Source organism: Ruegeria sp. PrR005, assembly GCF_010500245.1.
In the GTDB taxonomy this organism is placed as follows: Bacteria; Pseudomonadota; Alphaproteobacteria; order Rhodobacterales; family Rhodobacteraceae; genus Ruegeria_B; species Ruegeria_B marisflavi.
In genome coordinates this window covers 108,241-130,732 of record NZ_JAAGOX010000004.1, presented here as the reverse complement: position 1 = coordinate 130,732, position 22,492 = coordinate 108,241, and the positions used below count along the sequence as shown (strand labels likewise).

At 61.7% G+C, this 22,492-nt stretch carries 22 protein-coding genes; 11 read left to right on the top strand and 11 right to left on the bottom strand.

Features of this window, described 5'->3' with window-relative positions; translation table 11 throughout:
- Positions 1-84: 84 nt before the first annotated feature.
- The 3 genes from G0P99_RS24650 to G0P99_RS03475 all read right to left on the bottom strand — a co-directional run bounded on the left by G0P99_RS24650 (position 85) and on the right by G0P99_RS03475 (position 2,569).
- Positions 85-600, bottom strand: a complete 516-nt coding sequence (locus G0P99_RS24650) for a site-specific recombinase (protein WP_370462691.1) — start codon at positions 598-600, stop codon at positions 85-87.
- Positions 485-1,018, bottom strand: a complete 534-nt coding sequence (locus tag G0P99_RS24645; RefSeq protein WP_239059657.1) for a recombinase family protein — start codon at positions 1,016-1,018, stop codon at positions 485-487. Before G0P99_RS24645 ends, G0P99_RS24650 begins: the two co-directional genes overlap by 116 nt.
- 1,071 nt (positions 1,019-2,089) lie before the next feature.
- Positions 2,090-2,569, bottom strand: a complete 480-nt coding sequence (locus G0P99_RS03475) for a YbaK/EbsC family protein (protein WP_164127738.1) — start codon at positions 2,567-2,569, stop codon at positions 2,090-2,092.
- A gap of 82 nt (positions 2,570-2,651) precedes the next feature.
- Between G0P99_RS03475 and G0P99_RS03470 the strand changes: the two genes are divergently transcribed.
- The 5 genes from G0P99_RS03470 (at position 2,652) to G0P99_RS03450 (ending at position 8,419) form a co-directional block, all read left to right on the top strand.
- The gene (locus G0P99_RS03470) at positions 2,652-5,453 is read left to right on the top strand and encodes a glutamine-synthetase adenylyltransferase (RefSeq protein ID WP_164127736.1); all 2,802 of its coding nucleotides are present in this window, start codon (positions 2,652-2,654) and stop codon (positions 5,451-5,453) included.
- Positions 5,437-5,712 (top strand): hypothetical protein, encoded by a 276-nt coding sequence (locus G0P99_RS03465; RefSeq protein WP_164127734.1) that lies wholly within the window; start codon positions 5,437-5,439, stop codon positions 5,710-5,712. Before G0P99_RS03470 ends, G0P99_RS03465 begins: the two co-directional genes overlap by 17 nt.
- A gap of 128 nt (positions 5,713-5,840) precedes the next feature.
- The gene (locus G0P99_RS03460) at positions 5,841-6,617 is read left to right on the top strand and encodes a DUF6778 family protein (protein ID WP_164127732.1); all 777 of its coding nucleotides are present in this window, start codon (positions 5,841-5,843) and stop codon (positions 6,615-6,617) included.
- Between the two features lie 39 nt (positions 6,618-6,656).
- Positions 6,657-7,868, top strand: coding sequence for an RSP_2647 family RNA methyltransferase (locus G0P99_RS03455; RefSeq protein WP_164127729.1), 1,212 nt, complete (start codon positions 6,657-6,659; stop codon positions 7,866-7,868).
- On the top strand, positions 7,865-8,419 hold the full coding sequence (locus tag G0P99_RS03450; RefSeq protein ID WP_164127727.1) for an RSP_2648 family PIN domain-containing protein: 555 nt from the start codon (positions 7,865-7,867) through the stop codon (positions 8,417-8,419). Before G0P99_RS03455 ends, G0P99_RS03450 begins: the two co-directional genes overlap by 4 nt.
- Here the strand turns inward: G0P99_RS03450 and G0P99_RS03445 are convergent.
- From G0P99_RS03445 to G0P99_RS03435, 3 genes are read right to left on the bottom strand one after another with little or no spacing between them, the layout of a single operon-like run.
- Positions 8,411-9,394, bottom strand: coding sequence for an LLM class flavin-dependent oxidoreductase (locus G0P99_RS03445; protein WP_164127725.1), 984 nt, complete (start codon positions 9,392-9,394; stop codon positions 8,411-8,413). The genes G0P99_RS03450 and G0P99_RS03445 overlap by 9 nt on opposite strands.
- An 18-nt stretch (positions 9,395-9,412) precedes the next feature.
- Positions 9,413-10,099 carry a M48 family metallopeptidase gene (locus tag G0P99_RS03440; RefSeq protein ID WP_164127724.1) on the bottom strand — a complete coding sequence of 229 codons (687 nt, stop codon included), beginning with the start codon at positions 10,097-10,099 and terminating at the stop codon, positions 9,413-9,415.
- A 56-nt stretch (positions 10,100-10,155) separates the two neighbouring features.
- On the bottom strand, positions 10,156-12,075 hold the full coding sequence (locus tag G0P99_RS03435; RefSeq protein ID WP_164127722.1) for a DUF3604 domain-containing protein: 1,920 nt from the start codon (positions 12,073-12,075) through the stop codon (positions 10,156-10,158).
- 517 nt (positions 12,076-12,592) lie between these two features.
- On the opposite strand from G0P99_RS03435, the gene G0P99_RS03430 reads away from it, so the two are divergent.
- Positions 12,593-12,781, top strand: a complete 189-nt coding sequence (locus G0P99_RS03430) for a hypothetical protein (RefSeq protein ID WP_164127720.1) — start codon at positions 12,593-12,595, stop codon at positions 12,779-12,781.
- A gap of 213 nt (positions 12,782-12,994) precedes the next feature.
- Here G0P99_RS03430 and G0P99_RS03425 read toward each other — a convergent pair whose 3' ends face one another.
- The 4 genes from G0P99_RS03425 to G0P99_RS03410 all read right to left on the bottom strand — a co-directional run bounded on the left by G0P99_RS03425 (position 12,995) and on the right by G0P99_RS03410 (position 16,839).
- Positions 12,995-14,179 (bottom strand): VWA domain-containing protein, encoded by a 1,185-nt coding sequence (locus G0P99_RS03425; protein WP_164127718.1) that lies wholly within the window; start codon positions 14,177-14,179, stop codon positions 12,995-12,997.
- A 4-nt stretch (positions 14,180-14,183) separates the two neighbouring features.
- Positions 14,184-14,351 (bottom strand): apolipoprotein acyltransferase, encoded by a 168-nt coding sequence (locus G0P99_RS03420; protein ID WP_164127716.1) that lies wholly within the window; start codon positions 14,349-14,351, stop codon positions 14,184-14,186.
- 6 nt (positions 14,352-14,357) lie between these two features.
- Positions 14,358-15,731, bottom strand: a complete 1,374-nt coding sequence (locus tag G0P99_RS03415) for a DUF2927 domain-containing protein (RefSeq protein WP_164127760.1) — start codon at positions 15,729-15,731, stop codon at positions 14,358-14,360.
- A gap of 262 nt (positions 15,732-15,993) precedes the next feature.
- A complete protein-coding gene (locus G0P99_RS03410; protein WP_164127714.1) occupies positions 15,994-16,839 on the bottom strand; it encodes a MoxR family ATPase in 846 nt (281 codons plus the stop codon).
- Positions 16,840-17,218: 379 nt separating this feature from the next.
- On the opposite strand from G0P99_RS03410, the gene dksA reads away from it, so the two are divergent.
- Both dksA and G0P99_RS03400 read left to right on the top strand, forming a co-directional pair.
- The gene (dksA, locus tag G0P99_RS03405) at positions 17,219-17,641 is read left to right on the top strand and encodes an RNA polymerase-binding protein DksA (protein WP_164127758.1); all 423 of its coding nucleotides are present in this window, start codon (positions 17,219-17,221) and stop codon (positions 17,639-17,641) included.
- A 72-nt stretch (positions 17,642-17,713) separates the two neighbouring features.
- Positions 17,714-18,889 (top strand): FAD-dependent monooxygenase, encoded by a 1,176-nt coding sequence (locus G0P99_RS03400; protein ID WP_164127712.1) that lies wholly within the window; start codon positions 17,714-17,716, stop codon positions 18,887-18,889.
- A 4-nt stretch (positions 18,890-18,893) separates the two neighbouring features.
- Here G0P99_RS03400 and xth read toward each other — a convergent pair whose 3' ends face one another.
- The gene (xth, locus tag G0P99_RS03395) at positions 18,894-19,700 is read right to left on the bottom strand and encodes an exodeoxyribonuclease III (RefSeq protein WP_164127710.1); all 807 of its coding nucleotides are present in this window, start codon (positions 19,698-19,700) and stop codon (positions 18,894-18,896) included.
- A gap of 342 nt (positions 19,701-20,042) precedes the next feature.
- Here xth and G0P99_RS03390 point away from each other — a divergent pair, with 342 nt between their 5' ends.
- The 3 genes from G0P99_RS03390 (at position 20,043) to G0P99_RS03380 (ending at position 22,486) form a co-directional block, all read left to right on the top strand.
- A complete protein-coding gene (locus G0P99_RS03390) occupies positions 20,043-20,462 on the top strand; it encodes a DUF6749 family protein (protein ID WP_164127708.1) in 420 nt (139 codons plus the stop codon).
- A 63-nt stretch (positions 20,463-20,525) separates the two neighbouring features.
- A complete protein-coding gene (locus G0P99_RS03385; protein ID WP_164127706.1) occupies positions 20,526-21,602 on the top strand; it encodes a hypothetical protein in 1,077 nt (358 codons plus the stop codon).
- Complete coding sequence (locus tag G0P99_RS03380) at positions 21,599-22,486, top strand: DMT family transporter (RefSeq protein ID WP_164127704.1); 888 nt, start codon at positions 21,599-21,601, stop codon at positions 22,484-22,486. The genes G0P99_RS03385 and G0P99_RS03380 overlap by 4 nt, the downstream gene beginning before the upstream one ends.
- Positions 22,487-22,492 lie beyond the last annotated feature (6 nt).

The window sequence follows — 22,492 nt, the reverse complement described above, 5'->3', positions numbered from 1 at the left end:
CCCAGAAACCATCGTCCAGATGGACCCAAGGCCGGTCATGCACTAACAATCAAATTGGACCACTCAGGTGGGGCTGATCAGGCATCAGGCGGCGTTCTCCCGCACGGGCGTCATCAGGCTCGCCAGCGCGCCGAGACCGTCACGGCGGAGATCTATATCGAGTCCGTCCTCGCCTACCGTCACGCGCGCTACGAGCAGCTGGACGACGCGGGCCTGCTCGGCCGGGAACAGCGCCTTCCAGAGATCGTCGAACTGCATGAGCGACGTGGTCACGGTGCCCTCGTCGAGATCGGGCCGCTCTTTCTTCAGGGCGCGCGCCGTCCCCGCGATGATCTCCGGCGTGCGCAGCAACCGCCGGATCTCGCCGATGATCGCTTCCTCGACCATCGCCGCGGGCAGCCGCTGGGGCCCGCGCAGCTCGGCCATCGGGCGTTTCTGGATGACGTCCATCGAGACGTAGTAGCAATACCGCCTGTTGCCCTTCTTAATGTGGTGCGGGGTCATCGCGGCGCCGGTCTCGGTGAAGATCAGCCCGCGCAGCAGCGCCGGTTCGGTGCTGCGGGTGCGCCCGGCGCGCTGGTTCCGGTTGCCGACCAACACCGCATGGGCAGCGTCCCACAGCTCCGCATCGACAATGGGCTCGTGCATACTGGGATAGGGTCTCGTCCTTGTGGGTGATCTCGCCGCGGTAGAGGCGGTTGTGCAGCAGCTTGTAGAGCGCCCCGCGGTCGATGGGCCGTCCGCGCTTGGACCGGATGCCGCGGGCATTCAGCGCCCGGATCACGGCGGCGGTGGAAACGGAGCGCGCGAAGAGCTCGAACATGCAGCGGACTTGCGCCGCCTCGGCCTCGTTCACGATCAGTTTGCGGTTGACCACGTCGTAGCCGAGCGGCACGTAGCCGCCCATCCACATGCCCTTCTTCTTCGAGGCGGCGACCTTATCGCGGATCCGCTCGCCGATGACCTCGCGCTCGAACTGGGCGAAGCTGAGCAGGATGTTCAGCGTCAGCCGGCCCATGGAGGTCGTCGTGTTGAAGGACTGGGCTTCCGCCCTCCGGCCCCAGAAACCATCGTCCAGATGGACCCAAGGCCAGTCATGCACTAACAATCAAACTGGACCACTCAGGTGGGGCTGAGCAGAAGGCTGGAGAAGGTTAGAACGCGGTCCCGTTCACACCGCCACCATCACCAATAGGAACTCGTGCAGGCCACCCTTGGGGCGGCGAATTTTGCCTGTTTTCAGAGGGATTCGCCGGTTATATGCGAGCCACTGAGACGCGGATACGCTGCAAACTACGTCTCTGACTGATCACTCGTCTCTGGTCGGGCGAACTGCACCTATACCGGTTCGGTTGGATTTTTTCCGATGACCTAACTCGAAACACCGCCAGAATTGCTCGCCCCGTTTCCATCGCTGTTTACAGAAACAGAGACCGAACTTGCCGAGGTGCCCCTAGGCTTGCGGACGCTTTGCCCCCTGGCTTTGAGGCGAGGAGGTCGAAATGGGGAAGCGCAAGCACACGAACAACAGCATGCTGTCGCCCGTTGACTATGAGATCAGACAGCAGAAACTGAACAAGGCAGGTGTCTAGGAAACTGAGGACACCTCAGACTCCATGAGGGCAGGTCAAGGGAATCCGGCGTTGCGGCGAAAGCTTGGTGCTTATCAACAATCGGTTGCGGCTCTGGTGGTCTATTGCGGATATCTCTTTCTGGAAATTGGCCTGGTTTGCGAAAACTCCCGTTGGAACCGAATTTGAAGGACAACCGGTTGCCGCGTCGCTTACCCGTCTTTCCCGGATTACAAATTGAATTCCAAACATGCGTCCGGGTCTTGCCGAGGCCTTCGGGGTTTTCCCCGTTATATCGAGTTTACTTGTCCGACATCACGAAATGCGCATAATAACCATGGAAAGCGCCAATGAACCCATTGATCGAGGGCCAGAATGGCACCGTCCGTTCCGTTAGCAAAACCCGTGCCGCCCGTGCGAGACGAGGCGAGGCTGAGCGCTGGGTGGTGGCTGTTGCCGTCGTTCTTGTTGGGCAGCCTCATCTGGGCGGTGATGCTGAACAGGCTGCTCGACCTTATCTAGTGTCGTGTTGTGAACGCGGCGCAGTTTGCCTTGGCAAGTATCGCGACCTCTTGCGGTGTGGCTGCGAATACATGGCGCGGCGTTCCGGCGGCTGCCCAGACTAGCGTGAATTCCATCAGGCGGGGATCCATGAAGGCGCGCGCAGGGGAGAGGTGCCCAACAGGGGACACGCCGCCGATAGCGAATCCGGTGGTCTTGCGCACATTGTCAGGGTCGGCGCGTTTCAGCTCTTCTCCGGCCAACGTCACGGCAAGGGCAGTATCAACCTGATTGCCGCCTGCTGTCAGGAAAAGAAGGAGTGAGCCGCTGTCGACGCCTTCAAAGACAATCGTCTTGACGATCTGATCCAGTTCGCAACCGATTGCGGCTGCGGCTGCGGCATCACGGGCGGTGCGTGCATTCCCGGTCTCTTGAATGCGTGGGACGATTCCGGCGGCGTACAGCGCTGCGCGGACCCGGGACAGGCTCTTGCTCATGCTGACAGACCTGCCGGAACTTGGGCGGGAGATCAAGCTTTGCCGCATTGACGCGGCACCATGTGGCTGCGCTATTGAAGCTATGAAAACCGGCCTTCCAATATCCCGACTTCCCCGTGCGTTTGACCTCGACCTTGCGAGGGAAGCGCGCAGTCTGTTCCCCGAATTCACCGGCGAGATGTCCGATCTCGTGGCCGGTGCCGGTGGATCGAGCCCGTATCTGATGAGCCTGATGGCACTTGAAACCGGCTGGCTACCCGAAGCGCTGACAGATCCGGACGCTGCGGTCGCGGCTGAACTGGCTGCTGTCCGCGCCTTGCCCCCTGATCAGATGAAGCCGGGGCTGCGGCGCGCGAAGCGGAGACTGGCATTGTTGACCGCGCTTGCCGATCTGTCCGGTGCCTGGCCGCTGGAACGAGTGACGGGGCTGCTCACCGATTTCGCGGGACTGGCCGCCGATGTGGCCGCCAAAGCCGAGATCGCCGCATTGATCCGGCGGGGAAAGCTGCCCGGTCAATCCGAGGATGACGTCGAATGCGCGGCCGGGATGGTCATTCTGGCGATGGGCAAGATGGGGGCGCACGAGCTGAACTATAGTTCCGATATCGACCTGATCGTGCTCTTTGATGAAACCCGGTACGACCCGGACGATTTCTACGATGCGCGGCAGGGGATGGTGAAAGCCACCCGCAACTTTTGTTCGACGCTCAGCGATAAAACCGCCGATGGCTATGTGTTCCGCACCGATCTGAGGCTCAGGCCCGATCCGGCGGTGACACCAGTCTGCATGGCGATGGAGGCGGCAGAACGGTATTACGAGAGTCTGGGCCGGACCTGGGAACGGGCCGCCTATATCAAGGCACGCCCCTGCGCGGGTGACCTCGACGCGGGCGAGCGCTTTCTCAAGGCATTGCGGCCTTTCGTCTGGCGGCGGCATCTGGATTTCGCCGCGATTCAGGACGCGCATGACATGCGCCTGCGCATTCGCGAGAACAAAGGGACAGGCGGACCGCTAACGATCCCCGGCCATGACATGAAGCTGGGACGGGGAGGCATTCGCGAGATCGAATTCTTTACCCAGACCCGACAGTTGATCGCCGGCGGGCGTGATCGCGACTTGCGGATGCGCGGCACCGTGCCGGGGCTGGAGGCGCTTGCCGCCAAGGAATGGGTGCCGCACGATGTCGCCGACCGGCTCGCCGACCACTACAGGGCCCATCGGGAAGTTGAACACCGCATCCAGATGGTGCATGACACGCAAACCCACAGGTTGCCGCAGACCCAGGATGGCCTGGAGCGGGTCGCCTGCCTGATGGGGACCGATGTCGGGCAGATGACGGCGGACATCACCCGCAGGCTGAACGAAGTGCATGAGTTGACCGAGGGGTTCTTCGCGCCGGGAAGCCGCAGCGGTCAGGCGCAGCAACCTGTCGAAACGGTCGAATTCGACGAAAACGTTCTGTCGCGCTGGCCCACATACCCCGCACTGCGTTCGCAACGCGGGCGGCGGATTTTCGAGCGTCTGAAGCCGGAACTGCTGACACGGCTGGCCAAGACGGCAAAGCCGGACGAGGCATTGCTGGCGCTTGATGGCTTCCTGGCCGGTCTGCCGGCGGGTGTGCAACTGTTTTCGCTCTTTGAAGCCAACCCGCAACTGATCGAGTTGCTGATCGACATTGTTGGTACCAGCAACATGCTGGCCAGTTACCTGTCCCGGAACTCCGGTGTTTTTGATGCGGTGATCGGTGGTTCCTTCTTTGATCGCTGGCCCGGGCTGGAGGTTTTGAAGACCGAACTGTCCGAGAAGCTCGCGGCGGAACCCGACTATGAACTGCGTCTCGACATGGCGCGGCGCTGGACCAAGGAATGGCATTTCCGCATCGGTGTGCACCACCTGCGCGGATTGATCGGGGCCGACCGGGCCGGGGTGCAATACGCGGAGCTGGCCGAAGCGGTTATTGCCGCCGTTCTGCCGGTTGTTGTTGATCAATTCGCCGCCAAACACGGCGCTCCCCCGGGGCGGGGCGCCACCGTTCTGGGCATGGGATCTCTGGGTGCGGGCAGAATCAACGCCCAATCCGACCTGGATCTGATTCTGATCTATGACCCACAGGATGCTGAAACCTCTGAAGGACCGCGCCCGCTGGCGACCCGAACCTATTATGCCCGCCTGACGCAGGCCCTGATCACCGCGCTGACCGCGCCGATGTCGCAGGGAAAACTCTATGAGGTGGACATGCGCCTCAGACCTTCGGGGAATCAGGGTCCGGTTGCCACGAGTTGGGCCAGTTTCACTGCCTATCAGCAGAGCGAGGCCTGGGTCTGGGAGCATCTGGCGCTGACGCGCGCCCGTCCGGTGGCTGGGAACCGGGAACTGGCCGTTGATATCGAAACCTTCCGGCAAGAGCTGTTGTCGCATCGCTCGGAACAGGACCAGGTATTGCGGGAAATAGCCGACATGCGCGCCAGGCTGGCGGCAGCCAAGGTGCCATCGGGTCTATGGGATGCAAAGACCGGGCCGGGGCGGATGCTGGACATCGAACTGGTCGCCCAGGCGGGCGCCTTGCTTGCCGGAAGTGCCGCGTGCGACGTGGCCTCGGGTCTCGGCGCCGCGGTCGCTGCCGGTTGGCTGGAGGTCGCAGATGCACAGTCTCTCCGGCAGGCATACGATCTATTCTGGTCGGTACAGACAGCGGCACGATTGCTTTCCGGTTCGGTGATTTCGCCCGAAAACATGGGTGAAGGCGGGGCGGCCTTCCTGTGTCGCAGTACCGGATTTGAAACGATTGATCAGTTGGCCGCCGCGCTGGAGGAAAACTATGCCGTGTCGGCAAGTCTGATCGACGCCGCGGTGGGAGAGTGGGAAGATGCCAAAGACGGGTGACCGGTTCGACCCCAAAGGGTTGATCTTCGAATCCTATAGAATCGAGGGCATAACGCTTCAGGAATGCCGCACCATCTTCCTTGACTGGGCGTTGAGCCTGCCCATCGGACTGGATCAGCGCGAGGCGCTGAGCGACTTGATCTCTCGCTACGGGCCAGAGGCGCCCGATCACCCGATGACAGACGTCATCCGCGACGGGCTGAGTGCCACGGCCACCCCCAAAAGGCGCGGCGGGTGGCGTTCGCGAGACAGAAACTGACCGTATCGATATGTGCAACAATCTTCGAATCGTACTCAATTTGTCGCAAAGTCGCCCCAATTCACCGTCAAATTCTCTTCAAACGGTAGCGGCTGTGGGAGTCGCAACCCGGTCAAGGAGAAGTAACGATGAAAACCTTGCGGATGTTCCTGGTAGCTGGTTTGGGATTGACCGTGACGGCTTGTACAGCTGTCGATGTTCCGACCCGCAACGCTCCTTTCGAGGATCTTCCGAATTCGACCGTCAGCGCGCCGGCAGGGTATGACCTGATCCAGCCGCAGGTCGCGGCGAGACCGCAGGCAGCGACGGGACAAGTCGTTATCCCGCACGAGGATATTGTGGCGCGCGCGGCAACCGATGATACGGGCGGATTGACCATTGCGCCGGGCCAGTCGCCCGTGCAGATCAATTCGGTTACCGTTGTTGTGCCGCGGTCTCTCAAGGTTTCGGAACGCAACAGCTATCTGCCGCGTGGTGACATTGTCTGGCGCGAGGATCCGATCGGCGACCGTCATGCCCAGGTTCAGAAGATCGTGCAGGATGCGATGGTGCGTGGTGTCAGCCCGCTGAACGGTCCGGTCAAGGCTGACCTGGAAATCGTCGTCAAACGCTTTCACGCGCTGACCGAAAAGGCGCGGTACACCACGGGTGGCATCCACGCGATCACCTTTGATCTGGTGCTGAAGGATCCAGTTACCGGCCAACAGCTGACCCAGCCGCGCGAAGTGCGCGCCGATCTGGAGGCCTTTGGTGGCCAGCAGGCGATCAATGCCGAGGCGCGTGGCCAGACCCAGAAGGTTCGCATCACCGGCCACCTGGCCGAGGTGATCCGGCAGGAGCTGACCAACCCCGAAGGTTACGAGAATGCCTCGCTGGGCATCATCCAGGTGATGAATCGCCTCTGACACTTCCCAGCCACCAGGAATGAGATTAAGAGGGCGCTCATGACAGCGCCCTCTGACGTTTTTGACCGTCCCCGCATCCGCCTGAAGCCCAAGGCAAACGCCCGTGCCATCCGGCACGGTGCGCCGTGGGTATTCGATAACGAGGTGGTCACCGACCGCCGCACGCGCAAGATCGCGCCGGGCACGGTGGCTGTGCTTGAGGATGACAACCGCGCGCCCCTGGGGCTGGTGGCGGTCAATCCCGGCTCGCGCATCTTGGCACGGATGCTGGACCGCGACCCCGAGGCGGTGTTGAACGCCGCCTGGTTCGAGGCGCGATTGACCCGGGCGCTTGCGCTGCGCGAACGCCTGTTTGACGCGCCCTTCTATCGGCTCGTCCATGCCGAGGCCGACGGGTTCCCGGGCGTCATCATCGACCGGTTCGGTGACGCGTGTGTGATCCAGCCCAATGCCGCTTGGGCCGAGGCGCATCTGGACCTGTTAAGCGCGGCGCTGATCAAGGTCACCGGTGTCAGCACTGTTCTGAAGAATGCATCGGGCCGGACGCGGTCACTCGAAGGGCTGGATGACAAGAACGCGGTGCTGGCCGGGGCTGCGCCAACGGCGCCGGTGCCGGTGCCGATGAACGGCGCCACCTATATGGCCGACCTGACAGGCGGCCAGAAAACCGGCCTGTTCTACGACCAGCGCCCCAACCATGCCTTTGCCGCTCGACTGGCGGGGCAGGGCGCGCGGGTGCTCGACGTGTTCTCTCATGTGGGCGGCTTTGCGCTGGCGATGCTGGCAGGCGGAGCGGGCAGCGCGCTGGCGGTCGATGGGTCGGCCCCGGCGCTGGCCTTGGCCGAACAGGGGGCGCTGGCCTCGGGTCTGGCCGGGCGGTTCGAGACGCGGCAGGGCGATGCCTTTGACGTTCTGACCGCGCTCGGCGAAGAGGGCGAGACATTCGACGTGGTGATCTGCGATCCGCCCGCCTTTGCGCCCTCGAAACAGGCGCTGGACGCGGGCCTGCGCGCTTATGAACGGGTGGCGCGGCTGGCGGCGGCGCTGGTGCGCCCGGGCGGCTATCTGGGTCTCTGCTCCTGCTCGCATGCCGCCGATCTGTCGCGGTTCCGCGAGGCCAGCGTGCGCGGCATTGGCCGCGCCGGGCGCAGCGCGCAGCTGATCCATACCGGCTTTGCCGGGCCGGATCATCCGCAATTGCCGCAACTGGCCGAAAGCGGCTATCTCAAGGCGGTGTTCTTCCGGCTGTGAAAGTTGTGCTCGACACTTGCGTGATCTATCCCACGGTCATGCGCGAGATGCTGCTGGGCGCGGCGCGGCTGGGGCATTTCACCCCGCTCTGGTCGGCCCGCATGCTTGAGGAATGGGCGCGCGCGGCGGTCAAGCTGGGACCGGCGGGCGAGGCGCAGGCGCGCGCCGAGATCGCGCTGACCCGCGCTGCTTGGCCCAAGGCGGAAGTGCCGCCTGCACCCGGTGTCGAGGCTCGCCTCTGGTTGCCGGATCCTGCGGATATCCATGTTCTGGCCACGGCCATCGCCGGATCTGCGGATGTGATCGTGACCCTCAACCGCGCCGATTTCCCGCGCAACATCCTGGCCGAGGAAGGGCTGGACCGGATCGACCCGGACGCCTTTCTTTTGCAGTTCTTCAATGGCGATCAAGAAAGCTTCGTGAGCATGGCTGAAAAAGTGCTGGATGAGGCCAACCGCTTGTCCGGCGAGACCTGGACCATCCGCAGCCTGATGAAAAAGGCACGGCTGCCCCGGCTGGGCAAAGCCCTGGAACAGTACTGGTCAGAGTGAACGCAGAGCCTCCGCCGCAATCTCGAATGAGCGTTTGCGCGCCGCGTGGTCGTGAATCTGCCCTGTCAGGATCACCTCGTCAGGCTGGTATCTGGCGATGATCTCGGACAGCCGGGACCTGACGGTATCCGGGCTGCCAACGGCCGAGACATGCAGGGCCGCATTCACGTTCTCCAGAGTCACAGGATCCAGATGGGCGGTGATATCGTCAACCGGGGCTGGCAGCTTGCCCGGCATCCCGCGTCTGAGCCGGGCAAAGGCCTGTTGCATGGTGGTGCGCAGGCGCACGCCCTCGGCATCGGTGTCGGCGGCAAAGACGTTGATCGCCATCATGACATGGGGACGGGCTAAGAACACGGAAGGTTTGAAGCTGCGGCGATAGACGTCAAAGGCGTCGGTAAGCGCCGAAGGCGCGAAATGCGAGGCAAAGGCGTAAGGAAGGCCCAGATGGGCCGCCAGCTGCGCGCCGTAAAGGCTCGATCCCAGGATCCAGACCGGCACGTTTGTGCCTTGTCCCGGATAGGCCCGAACCCGCGCTTCGGGGTCTTCAGGGGACAGGAACCCGATCAGGTCGATGACGTCTTGCGGGAAACTGTCCTGTTGCGACAACCCCCGACGCAGCGCACGGGCGGTAGCCATGTCGGTGCCGGGCGCCCGGCCTAGTCCCAGATCAATGCGGTCGCCATACAGGGCGGCCAGCGTGCCAAAGGCTTCGGCCACCATGTAAGGCGCATGGTTGGGCAGCATGATGCCGCCCGCACCGATCCGCATGGTGCTGGTCCGGCTGGCGATATGGCCGATCAGCACGGCGGTCGCGGCGCTGGCGATACCGGGCATGTTGTGATGTTCGGCCAGCCAGTAGCGGTGATAGCCCAGCGCCTCGGCATGGGCGGCCAGATCGGCGCTGTTGGCCAGTGCCTGGGGGATGTCGCTGCCCTCGGGCACCGGGGCAAGGTCGAGCAGGGAGTAAAGCATGCGGGTCGGTCCTGAGGGTCAATGCGCCTGCCAGCGCGCTTCGAGCCGGTCGAGCGCGGCGATACGCTCGGCGGTCTTGGGGTGGCTCAAAAGCCATGCGGGCGCCACACCCGCGCGCTGCTGGGTCAGCGCGTCGAGCTTGTGAAACAGAGATTTCTGCGGGGCCACGCCGATGCCCGCCTTGGTCAGCAGTGCGGCGGCATATTCATCGGCCTCGTACTCGTCCGCCCGGCTCAGCCGCGCGGCCAGCAGGGTGGTCAGCATATTGGCAATCCAGACCCCGAAGAAGGGGATGAATCGGCCCAGCAGCATGGCGAGCGCGGTGCGCATGGCGTTCTGGCCGGAAAAGTCGATCATCCGACGCCGGGAATGACCCAGCGCCACATGTCCCAGCTCATGCGCGATGACCGAGGTCAGCTCTTCGCCGGTGACCTCGCCGCTTTGGTACTTGCGATAGAACCCACGGGTGATGAAGATGCGCCCGTCGGGCGCGGCCAGCCCGTTGACTGGGTCGATTTCATAGATGTGAACCGGCACCCGCGCCACGCCCAGCGCCGCTGCCAGCCGGTCTGTCAGCCGTTTCAGCACCGGGTCGGCCAGTTCGGTGGAGCGGGCATCCAGCTCGCGCCGGGTCCGCCAGGCCGAGAAATGGTACATGGCAAAGGCGTAGAGAACCGCCAACAGGATCGGGGTGACGCGCAGCATGGTTCAAACATGGTGCGAAGAGCCGGGCAGGACAAGCCCCGCCCGGAGCAATCTGTTCACCCTTTCGGTGTGTACCAGATCGGAGAGGTATAGGCACGTTCCTGTCCGACCACCACCGCGTCCTCTGGTATCTCCGCGCCCAGTCGCACCTTGTCGTAGAGCACCCAGCGCGGTGTCGGGATCTCGATCACCCGGGCATAGTAAAAGGCCCGCTGGTCTGGGTCGAACGCAGGATCGGTCCAGATTGTGGCCAGTTCGGACGCGCCGATGGTGTTGGTCCAGTTGGCGGCGTCCATATCCACGGTATTCCCGACCGGAGGAAGTTTTCCGTCCGAACCCGGTTCACGGTTGTCCGACCATGCGACGTCGTGGACCTGTTCATGCAGAGTTCCGTCCGCATCCATCCAACCCTTGACGATCTGTATGCGGTCGAGATTGGCCCCGATCGGGTCGCGCAGGGCATAAACCATGAAGGTCGGCGCATCCGAGGTGGCCGTGCGCAGGTCGCCGCCCATCGGGACCCCTTTTTCATAGCCGCGAAATGCGGGTTGACGCGAGCGCAGGTCGTTGTCGTCGAACTCCCACCCTCCAAAGAAGCGTACAGTGATGCGCGGCCCAGTGGTGGCATAGGTTTCCTTGCGCTTCATCGCGTCCCAGATCGCCGCGCGCGTGTTCTCGGTCGCCCAGACCCCGGCATAGCCCGAAGCAGCGAGGGACCAACCCGGGAAAATCCCGTTTTCTGTTTCGGTGAATGGATGCGCAATGCGATGGATCGAGGGTTCGACATTTGTCGCCTTGCCAAAGAAGTTATCTTCTTCGGCCGTCGACAGCGAGGTGTGGCTGTCGGTCGAGCCAATCATGCCGAACTTGTAGGGGTTTGTGCCCAGTTTCTGTTCTAGCATCAGCCCGCTTTTCAGGGCGGCTCGGGCATACTCGCGGGGCAGCATGTCGTCCGTCTTGGCCTCGCTCAGGTCGAGGTTGCCGGCATCCCATGTCTCGTAATCCGCGAATTGGTCATCGGGGCTGAGCTTTGGGTGCGTTTCGCCGTCCCCCTTGATCTGGGTGACTTCATAAAGCGGTTCCCATCTGTTGCGCGCCATGACGTAGGTTTCGTCGATTTCGCGACCGGTGTATTGCGCATCGACCGGGAACATCAGCCCGTTCGACAGATTGCCGTTATGCGCGATGGCCAACGCTTTGCCTCCGGTTTCGGCCTCGTAGTTTTCCAACCACTTGTAGAGGTCGAGCGGATCGGTCGATCCGATCGGAGCCTGGGTGACCATGGGCACGACCTGTTCGGCGCGGCGGCCGTTGTCACGCAGGATCACGTTGCGATGCAGGTTGTTTCCCTTGACCAGCGACGTCCATTCATAACCGATCAGGGCGGTGAACCGTCCCGGTTCGTTATAGCGTTCCGCGGCGTCGATCACGTTCTGCCAGACGGCGTTATAGGCCGCCGATCCGGGCGAATAGGCTTCGACAAGCTTGGGGTCCAGCGTGCCCTGAGCGAAATTGGTGATCAGGTCCAGAGCAGCATTGGCCGATGCCTGCCCGCCCTTCTGCATCGCCTCGTACCAGCCGCGTCCCTGCTCCGTGTCGACAATCGCGGGCGCCCCGGCGAACAGATCGGTGGCAAAGCCCATCATGTCCGAGTGGTCGGTGAGCGCCATGAAGTCCAGCGGCCGGCTCAGCCGGACGGGTTGACCGGTGGTCGACTTGACTTCTTCGCCGCGGGCAAAGCGCCAGGCTTCGTCCAGTCCCAGTGTATTGCCGAACAGTCCGGCATCCGGCGACAACGCGGTGTGCAGATGGGTTTCCCCCCAATAGACCTGGCTGGGAAAACTTCGTTGCGCGTAAGGGGAATAGGCTTTGCCGGGGTAGAGGCCCTGAAGAGACTCGGCCGAGGGTTTGATCTGTGCCGCGGCGGGCAGGGTGATCAGTGCGGACAGGATTGAAAACAATACAAGTTTACGCATGGCAGTGCCCTTTTCGAATGATTGCAGAAGAACCTTGGTTTCATTCTGCCATCCGAATGTGATTGAACAAAGGGATTTCTGCCCGCTCACTGCGTCAGAATGCGCATGCCCTGATCCGGCGCCGACAGAGTCGTCGGTACCACCCGGTCGTCAAGGATCTTGCAGGTAATGGCGATGGAAACGCTACAACTTCTGTGTTTTTTTGCTTTGGTTCGATCCAGGGTAATGCGCTCGAAGGGGCGAGGATAAATCTCGCAATTGTTCCGCAACAGGCAGGCCCACGCCACTTGATTTTCCAAGACTTACCTTGACGCTTGCAAAATAGAGTTAAGCGCCGCAATCTGATCTGGATGCCTTCCTGATCTTTTAGTCGGAGCACACTAACATCATGACAAAGCGATCACATTCTTTGGCAGCGCGTGTCGCGTCTGCTCTGGCTTGTGCGGGTGTCTTTCTATACTCGCCAACTGCCGCAAATGCCGTTCAAGTCGAACTCGACACCGGAGAGGTGATAGACTTGGATAGTGCGGTCGTAAACACCTGCAAGGACGAGGGCCTCAATCTTGGCGCCTGCGCCTGTGTCGTCAGCATCATGCTGGAACAGGAAGGGTTGACGAGAATGAGTTTGACCGAAATGGTCAGGCTGGCCGATGCCTATCCGAACGAGTATCGCAGGGCACGAAACCACTGCATCAGCGTGAACTAATCTAACAAATTTCTCTGGTGCGTTATCTGCTCTGGCTTCGCCTTAAGGGGTGGCCATTCCTTGTTGATGATGGCAGCTCAGAGCATGCCTATGTGCCCGAGTTGAGGCTGGGCCATACTCAAATCGCGTTTACTGATGCGGCGTGTACCTGAAGGGCCTTCGTCGACATTTGGTTTCAGTGAAATCGTCCTCCGATTGCCAACGGTTGCGGTTTCACCTTGTCAGGACACGCATGCCTTTTTCGAGGCCCGAGAGCGTCATTGGCACCATGCGGTCATCAAAGATCTCGCGGATCATGCCGATGGAATGGGTATAGTCCCAGTATTTCTCGGGCACAGGGTTGATCCAGAGATTGCTGGCCCATTGCTCGCGCGCGCGCGCCAGCCAGACTTGGCCTGCCTCCTGGTTCCAATGCTCGTTGGCGCCGCCGGGATAGGCGATCTCGTAGGGGCTCATCGAGGCATCGCCCACGAAGATGCATTTGTAATCCGGCCCATAGGTGCGCAGCACCTCGTGAGTGGGGATCTGCGCGTCCCAGCGGCGGCGATTGTCGCGCCAGACGCCTTCATAGAGGCAATTGTGGAAGTAGTAATACTCCAGATGCTTGAACTCGGACCGTGCGGCCGAGAACAGCTCTTCCACGACCTTCACATGCGGGTCCATCGAGCCGCCCACATCGAGAAACAGCACCACCTTGACCGCGTTATGCCGCTCGGGCCGTTCCTTGACGTCCAGATAGCCGTGTTCGGCAGTGGCGCGGATGGTGCCGTCCAGGTCCAGCTCCATCGCGGCGCCCTCGCGGGCCCAGCGACGCAGCCGTTTCAGCGCCACCTTGATGTTGCGGGTGCCCAGTTCGACCGTGTCGTCGAGATTCTTGAACTCGCGCTTGTCCCAGACCTTGACCGCTCGCTGGTGGCGGCTTTCCTTCTGGCCGATCCGCACGCCTTCGGGGTTGTAGCCATAGGCGCCAAAGGGAGAGGTGCCGGCGGTGCCGATCCACTTGTTGCCGCCCTGGTGGCGGCCCTGCTGTTCCTTGAGCCGCTCGCGCAGCGTCTCCATCAGTTTGTCGAACCCGCCCAGGGCCTCGATCTCGGCCATTTCCTCGGGCGACAGGTGCTTCTCGGCCATCTTCTCCAGCCAGTCGGCGGGGATGTCCACGGCCTCCATCACCTGGTCAAAGGTAATCTCTTCCAGCCCCTTGAAGCTGGCGGCAAAGGCGCGGTCGAACTTGTCGATATTGCGTTCGTCCTTCACCATCGACACGCGGGCCAGGTAATAGAAGGCCTCGACATCGTAAGTGGCCAGCCCTTTCTTCATACCTTCGAGAAAGGTCAGATATTCGCGCAACGACACCGGCACCCCGGCTTTGCGCAAATTCTCGAAAAAGGGCAGGAACATCAGCTTAGACCATCAGACGGTGGATCACCAATGTTGCTATCATCCCAAGAAGAGCAAAGGCAATTGCGTAACCCACCGCATATTGTGCGATATCGGCAGCCGTGCCGTTACGTCGCTTGGCGGTCAGGCCGCCAAGAAGGGCGCCCACCAGCGCCGCCGTGATGACAATCATGCGTGTTTACCCGCCCAGTCTGTTGCGGGGGTTCAGCGCCGCGATCTCCTGCATCTTGGCGCGAACCGCCCAGTCCGAGCCGAACCCGTAACGTGCCCAGCCGACGCTGTCCAGCCGCACGGCGCGTGCTTTCTCTGCATCACCCAGGATCTCGAGTGCTTCGGCCTCGAGCATCATCAGGGTCGACAGAAGGGCTGCGTTTTCCGAACGCTGCGCCACCGGCAGCATCGGACGTATCTGCGCCAGCGCGCTGGCCGCATCGCCCAGGGTGATAGCATGCGCCGCAGTCTGGGTCGTCACATAGGCGCGGTGCAGTTCGGTTCCCGGGGTCGATTGCAGGTACTGCATCGCGGTCAGGAAATGCCGCTGGGCCAACTGTGGGTCGCCAGACTGCAACATCCGGCCCATCATGTAATGTCCAAACGCGCGGCGGTGATCGGTCCAGCCCCAGGCCTGGGCCAGATGGGCGCTGCGATTGGCCGATTCCAGCCGGGTCTGATAGGCGGTGCCGGGGCCAAGCGCGGTCTGGACCGCTTCGATCCATTCCCGCGGGGTCGCGATCACCGGTTGCGGCGCATAGGTGACACCACGCGGATTGAGACGGCCCAGGATGTCGGGCAGAACAGCCGCCACCTCGGCCCGCGTCATGCCGCTGCGCAGTTCCGGCGCATAGCTCGCCTTGAGCACCAGCATGTCGAACCCGGTCAGAACGGTATGGATATTGTCATCGTTGAAGACCGAATCGGGCAGGCGGTAGAGATCGTTGAGCGGGCCGATGGCCTGTGCCAATTCTTCATGCAGGCAGTCGCGCAACTCCTGCGGGCTGCTGTCATAGGGAACGAACACGCCCAACCGCTCGCGGCTGCGCAGGTTGCCCCAATTTGTCTTGTCCTTGCGGCGGTCGCGGCGGAATTCGCTCAGGCTGGACACGTTCGGAACCACGAAGCAGGCGGCCTGTGGCAGCGCGCGGCCAATCTCCTCGCGGCTGACGGCCTCGATGGTGATATTGGCCGCACCGGCGGTGATCTGGCGGATGTCGATGCCTGCTTCGTTGCGCATCCGACCCAGCAGACGGGTCAGGTCGGGTTGCAGGCTCGGCGGCGGAGAGCCGGTCACACGGACCGTGATCGGAGTTTCGAAGCGCGTGAACACCGGCAACTCGCGTCCGCTCTCCAGCTGGAAATGCAGGGACAGGAAGTCGGCCGCGATATTGCCGTTGGAGCGTTGTGCGGGTTGCGGCTGCGGGCTGCCGAAACTCTTCATCGGCTGGACCGAGAATTCCGTGGTCTGGGCGCGTGTTGGCGTATCTTCGAGCGGGACAGTCGAACAAGCCGCGAGACCAAGAACCGAGACCAAAGACAGCGTATGAGCCAAACGCATTCCGATGCGGTTGCGCGGCGTAGACTTTGTGGGGGTAACGGTGCTGAAAATCTGCATCTTTGTCACTGCTCAATGATACCAAGAACCTGTCGTCGCGTCCGTTCCGTGGGTGGCCGGATCCGTTTCGCAAGATCATGGTCGCATCGGCAGCGGGGTCAAAGCAAGCGCGACAAGGCGATTTAAGGGCTCATTTACCAGTATTTTCGAAACAAAATGGGCGGCCGCAACGGGACCGCCCACGTCTTGGAACCAATATACCGATTCAGCGCTTGTTTCGCGCCATGAAGGCGAGACGTTCGAAAAGATGCACATCCTGCTCGTTCTTGAGCAACGCACCATGCAGTTTCGGCAGGGCGTTTGCGCCGTCGCGGCGCAGGTCTTCGGCGGTCAGATCTTCGGCCAGCAGGAGTTTCAGCCAGTCGAGAACCTCGGATGTCGAGGGTTTCTTCTTCAGGCCCGAGGTCTCGCGAATCTCGTAGAACTGGGTCAGCGCGGTGCTCAGCAAGGCTTCCTTGATGCCGGGATGGTGAACCTCGACGATGCGCCGCATAGTGGTTTCATCGGGAAACCGGATGTAGTGAAAGAAGCAGCGGCGCAGGAAAGCGTCGGGCAGTTCCTTTTCGTTGTTCGATGTGATGATCACGATCGGCCGGTTCCGCGCCTTGATCGTTTCACCGGTTTCGTAGACGTGGAATTCCATCTTGTCGAGTTCCTGAAGCAGGTCGTTGGGAAACTCGATATCAGCCTTGTCGATCTCGTCGATCAGCAGAACCACCTTTTCATCCGCCTCGAAGGCCTGCCACAGCTTGCCCTTCTTGATGTAGTTCGAAACGTCATGGACGCGTTCTTCGCCCAGCTGGCTGTCGCGCAGTCGGCTGACGGCATCGTATTCATACAAGCCCTGCTGCGCGCGCGTCGTCGACTTGATGTTCCATTCGATCATCCGCAGGCCAAGGGCACCGGCGACTTGACGGGCCAGCTCGGTCTTGCCGGTGCCGGGTTCGCCCTTTACCAGCAAAGGCCGTTCCAGCGTCACGGCTGCATTGACCGCGATGGTCAGATCCTCGGTCGCCACATATTCGGCGGTTCCTTGAAAACGTGCGGTCATGGCAAATCCCTTCGGCGGCGCGTATCGCAGGTGAGGTAAAGGGACACTGGCCGTTTGGCAAGGCACGCCGCTGCGTCGGATGTCTGGGCGTATGCTGTCCGGTTGTGCCGTAATCGCGCTTCTACTTATCGGTTTCCGCAACGTAACACTGTGTTGATCCTCGGTGGATCGTTCACGAATTGACAGAAAAACAAGGGTTTGGGCCTAAGATTTCAGCGCCATGAAGATTTCGGTTTGGGGGCCCGATTTGGTCGCTTTTGCATGTCATTGTGTAGTGACATTCCCGGGCCCGTCAGTTAAAGGCAGCGGCAGAAGGGGGTGCCGAATGTCTGAACACACTACCGATACGGACGTTGTTGGCCATACCGAGGGAGCAAAGATGAAGCCGGAATCCTTTCTGCCGGAAGACTATCGCCCGGCCGAAGACGAGCCATTCATGAACGACAGGCAGCTTGAGTATTTCCGCCGCAAGCTGCTTAATTGGAAAACCGAATTGATGGCGGGAAGCCGCGACACGATCGAAGGCTTGCAGGACAGCACGCGCAACATTCCTGACGTGGCGGATCGCGCCAGCGAGGAAACGGATCGGGCATTGGAACTTCGGACCCGTGACCGCCAGCGCAAACTGGTTGCCAAGATCGATGCCGCTCTGCGGCGGATTGACGAGGGTGAGTTTGGCTATTGCCAGGTCACTGGAGACCCAATCTCCCTCAAGCGTCTCGATGCGCGTCCAATTGCCACCATGACGCTGGAGGCACAGGAACGTCACGAACGTCGGGAAAAGGTCCATCGCGACGATTGATCCGCTGATACTGCGACAATCTGCGAAAACGCCGAGGCTTTTGCCTCGGCGTTTTTCCGTTAAGGGAGTGCCATGCAACTCAACGGTATCAAAATCGTCATCGTAGGCGCCGGGATCGGCGGGTTGGCCGCGGCATTGGCTCTGAAGGCGCGTGGTGCCGACGTGAGCGTACTGGAGCAGGCAGAAGCAATCACCGAAGTTGGCGCTGGCATTCAGGTCAGCCCAAATGGCGCGGCGGTCCTGACAGCGCTTGGCCTGCAAAAGGAGTTTGAGGCAGCTTCGATCCGGTGTCGTGCCGTGGTGCTGGCTGATTACAATCGTCGGGGCGAGGTTCTGCGGCTTGATCTGATGCGCCATGCGCACGACCTGCGCTTTGCCTTTGTACATCGGGCCGACATGATCGACCTGCTGGCGGATGCCGTGCGGCAGGCAGGCATCAACATTCGCCTGCTGCAAAAAGTTGACAGTGTCGAGCCCGGGTCGCCACCGACCTTGCGCATGACCAGCGGTGCCCGAATCTCGGCGGATCTGATTGTCGGGGCTGATGGGCTTCACAGCCCCGCGCGCAAGGCGCTGAACGGGTCGTCAAACCCGTTCTTCACGGGGCAGGTGGCCTGGCGGGCAACAGTGCCGAATGACATCGGCCTTGCCGACGAGGCCCGCGTGTTCATGGCGCCCGGGCGGCACCTTGTGTGTTACCCTCTGAGGAACGGCAGTCTGGTCAATCTGGTCGCGGTGCAGGAGCGCCGAGATTGGGCGGCGGAAAGCTGGAGCCATTCGGACGACGCCGACAACCTGCGGGCCGCGTTCAGCGATTTCTCGGACCTGCCCATGTCGTTGTTGGGCAGGGTTGTAGACCCGGGTCTGTGGGGGCTGTTCCGGCATCCTGTGGCCAGCTGCTGGCACAAGGGCCGGGTTACCATCCTGGGCGATGCGGCGCATCCGACCCTGCCATTCATGGCGCAGGGCGCGAACATGGCGCTGGAGGACGCCTGGGTTCTGGCCGAGGAACTGGCGCGGGCGCCCGGGATCGAAATTGCGCTGGATGCCTATCAGAACCGCCGACGGCCTCGGGTCGAGCGGGTGGTCGCGGCTGCCAATGGCAATGCCTGGAAATACCATCTGCGGTCAGGGCCGGTCCGCGCCGCGGCGCATATGGCGCTTCGTCTTGGCGGAATGGTGGCACCCGTTCGCATGGTCCGGCAGTTCGACTGGATCTATCGCCACGATGTGACCCGCGGCGATTGAGCGATCAGAGGTCGAGAGTGATCCAGACCGGCACGTGGTCGGACGGCTTGTCGCCGCCACGAACGGATTTGTCGATGCCGCAATCCGTCATCAGATCGGCGGCCTGAGGGCTGAGCAGCAGATGGTCGATCCGTATCCCGTCATTCCGGTTCCAGGCGCCGGCCTGATAATCCCAGAAGGAATAGTGGCCCGGCCCCTGTTCCCGGGCGCGAAAGGCTTCGGTGTACCCGAGGTTCAGGATCCGGCGAAACGCGGCCCGGCTTTCGGGCCGGAACAGCGCATCCTCGCGCCAGGCTTCGGGGCGCTTTGCGTCTTCGGGCTGGGGGATGATGTTATAGTCTCCGGCCATCAGGGCCGGCTCCTCTGCGACCAGCAATTCGGCGGCGCGGCGGCGCATCCGCTCCATCCAGTCTAGTTTATAGGCGTATTTGCCACCCGGAACCGGATGCCCATCTTCACCCAGTTCGACCGGGTTGCCGTTCGGGAGGTAAAGGCCGCAGATCCGCAGCGCCTTTTTCCCGACAACCGTGGCCTCTATCCAGCGCGCTTGTTCGTCCGTTTCGTCCCCCGGCAGGCCGCGGGTCACATCCTCGAGCGGGAGTTTTGAAAGGATCGCCACCCCGTTGAAGCTCTTCTGCCCGTGGGTTTCGACATTGTACCCCCGCTCTTCGAACAGATCGCGCGGGAAGGCCTCGTCGACGCTTTTGATCTCCTGCAAGACCACAACGTCGGGCTGGGCCTGGTCCAGCCACTCGGGCAGGGCGGCTATCCTTGCCTTGATCCCGTTGATGTTGAACGTGGCGATCTTCATGGGGGCGCTCCCTGTCCTGTTCACTCACGGTCTATCCCTGAAAGGGACACAGGGGCAAGACTCAGCCCCGCGCCTTGGGGGTGGCACACCTGGATTGTGGCAAATGATTCGCCAAAGGGTTGAGGTGAATCGAGGCATTTTCATGAAATTCTTGCCTTGTGGATAAAAAAATTTCAATGTTTGCAACGTGATGCAATTTTCTTCCGTGTCATATTTTTGCCTTTATTTGTTAATGTGGATAACTGAATGTTTTGCAATCACAAATTGAAAAAAGACTTTTCATCACATCACTGGCCTGCAACCGTGAGGGGGTCAAACACACCTAAAAGGGGACCTTCGACCATGACTGCAATGTTCAAGACTGACTATTCCGCGGCTTTCGCAAGCGATCGTTTCAGCACGTTGGACGGTGATGTGACCGGCCTGTTTTCCTCGGGTTCCGCACCCAGGGCACAGGCATGCGGCCAGATCGGAGAGGGGGTCGAGATGTTCTCGACCAGCTGCGGCCCGATGCTGGGCGCGGATACGATTGAGGGCGAGGGGACCCAGCTCTACTCGACCAGCTGCAACCCCGCCAAACGGTCGACGGTGATCGACGGCGAAGGCGTGCACATGTTTTCGACCAGCTGCCAGATGACCGGGTCCAATTCGATGGCCGGAGAAGGAACCCAGATGTTCTCGACCAGTTGCCAGATGTCGGATGCCGTCGCCGTCGCCGTCAAGCTGGGCGAAGGGACCCAGATGTTCTCGTCGGGCAGCTAAGACGCTCGGACCAAAAGGCAGGCCGGCTTTCCACTGGGGGCCGCGAAACAGGAGAAAAATCTCATGTCGAACGTCATCCAGTTGAATGCCCGGCGTGCCCTGGTCAGGCCCCTCGCGGGGCCTGCCGCCCTCGTCGCCGGTTTCGCCGATCACCGGCGCTCTGTCGACGATGTTTTCTGGCTCAAGGAAAACGCCGAGCTTCTGAACATTCTGGAATGTACGGGGCAGACGCTGGACCCAGCCGCGCTTGAGCCGCACCACGCCCTTTATCAAGAGATCGAAAAGCGGCTTGAGTTCTTTCCGCAATACTATCGCTTTTTGCTGTCGCTCTGCCTGGACCTCGAAGACCTCGGTCTCGGCGGCGCCAAGGGGGAGGCATCGGCGCACTGGGTCGCTGCGCAGGGCCTGCCCGAGGCGGAACTGTCGGACTTGCAACGCGCCGAGGCGCGGCGCTTGCTGTCGCGGCGCGGCGTCGTGCTGCGCTCTGAGGACGGCGCGCTGACAGAGCGTTTGCACCGGTTCATCTCGCGGTCGGCAACCTTTGCCTTGCCGAACAAGAAGGCTGCGTATGAGCTAACCCATATCGTTTTTTATCTGTCGGAGTACGGGCGCAAGGATCCAGAATTGCCGCCGCAAGCGCTGATCAGCTTGGAATATGCCGGGATTCTCGCCTATCTGGAACAGAACGCGGATCTTTTGGCTGAAATCTGTGTCGCCATGCGCTACGCTGGCGCAACGCCGTCCGCAATCTGGGAAAATTGGGTTTTGAACGCAGCAAGGGCCTTTACAGTTCTGGAACGCCCAAATGGGGCTGCGCAGGATGACTATCACGAATACCTCGTTTGTGGCTGGGCAGCGCGGGTAGCGGGCGTGCGGGCGTTCGAGGGCCCCTTGGCTGCGGGTCCAGTTGCGTTTTATCGGGAACCGGCCTTTGCCGGCCCCTTGCGGGCAATCTCGGAATGCATCTTTCGGATGGGCTCGGGTCGCAGCGGCGACTGGGGGGTCATGGCCCCTCGGGTCAGGGCCGCGCTGGGTCAAACAGGCCACGACATCCTGACCGAAGCGGTTTCAAGCAGTTCGCATTTCGATAGTTTCTTTGCAGGCTTTGCACGGGCTGCCCGGATGCAGGTGGCGGTATGAGGGCGGCGCTGGTTGGAGGGCTGCTGGTGCTGGCCTATACCGCCGTCATCTCCTCGGCCGATGCCATCACCAAGTTCATCGCCCAAGGCTATGCCGCGCCACAATTGTTTGCCATTTCGGGTGTGATCGTTGCGGCGCTCAGCCTGGTTGCGGCCGGGGGGCAGTCTGCTCGGGCGCTGCGCACCGTCTGTCCTGGGACCATGGCCTTGCGCGCGGTGGCGACGGTTCTGGCATCGATCTGTTTTTTCAATGCCTTTCGCTTGCTGCCATTCGCGGATGTCTTCGTGTTTGTCGGGCTGATGCCGATCACGGCAGCACTGATGTCGGGCTTGATGCTGCGCGAACATCCACGTCCGGCCGCCTGGGCGGCGCTGATCGCGGGGTTTGTTGGGCTATTGTGCCTGATGCCCGGCGGTGTCGGCACGGCGTCACCCGGTCATCTCTGTGCCATGGGCGGGGTAGTGACCGGGACGTTTTCACTGGTCCTTTCGCGCTATATCGCCCGGTTTGAACAAAACGCACTGGCGCAGGTGTTCTATCCCAATCTTGCACTTGGGCTTAGCATGGGTCTGGCGCTGCCGTTCTTCTGGCGGCCGATGCCTCTGACCGATCTCGGCTGGGTTCTGGCCTATGCCGGGCTATTGTTCGCGGCGCGGTGGCTACTGGTCGTGGCGCTGCGCCTGTTGGCCGCCTATGTCGTGACGCCGCTGTTGAACCTGCAATTCGTCTGGATGGTCGGGCTGGGCGCCTGGGCCTTTGGCGAGTGGCCGCACCCCATGACATGGCTTGGCGTGGCCATCGTGATGGGGTCGGGGCTGTTCCTGCTGTGGGATCAGGTGGCGCCGCAGCGCGTCCCGATCTGGCGCACGCGAACCGATCCCTGAAAACGG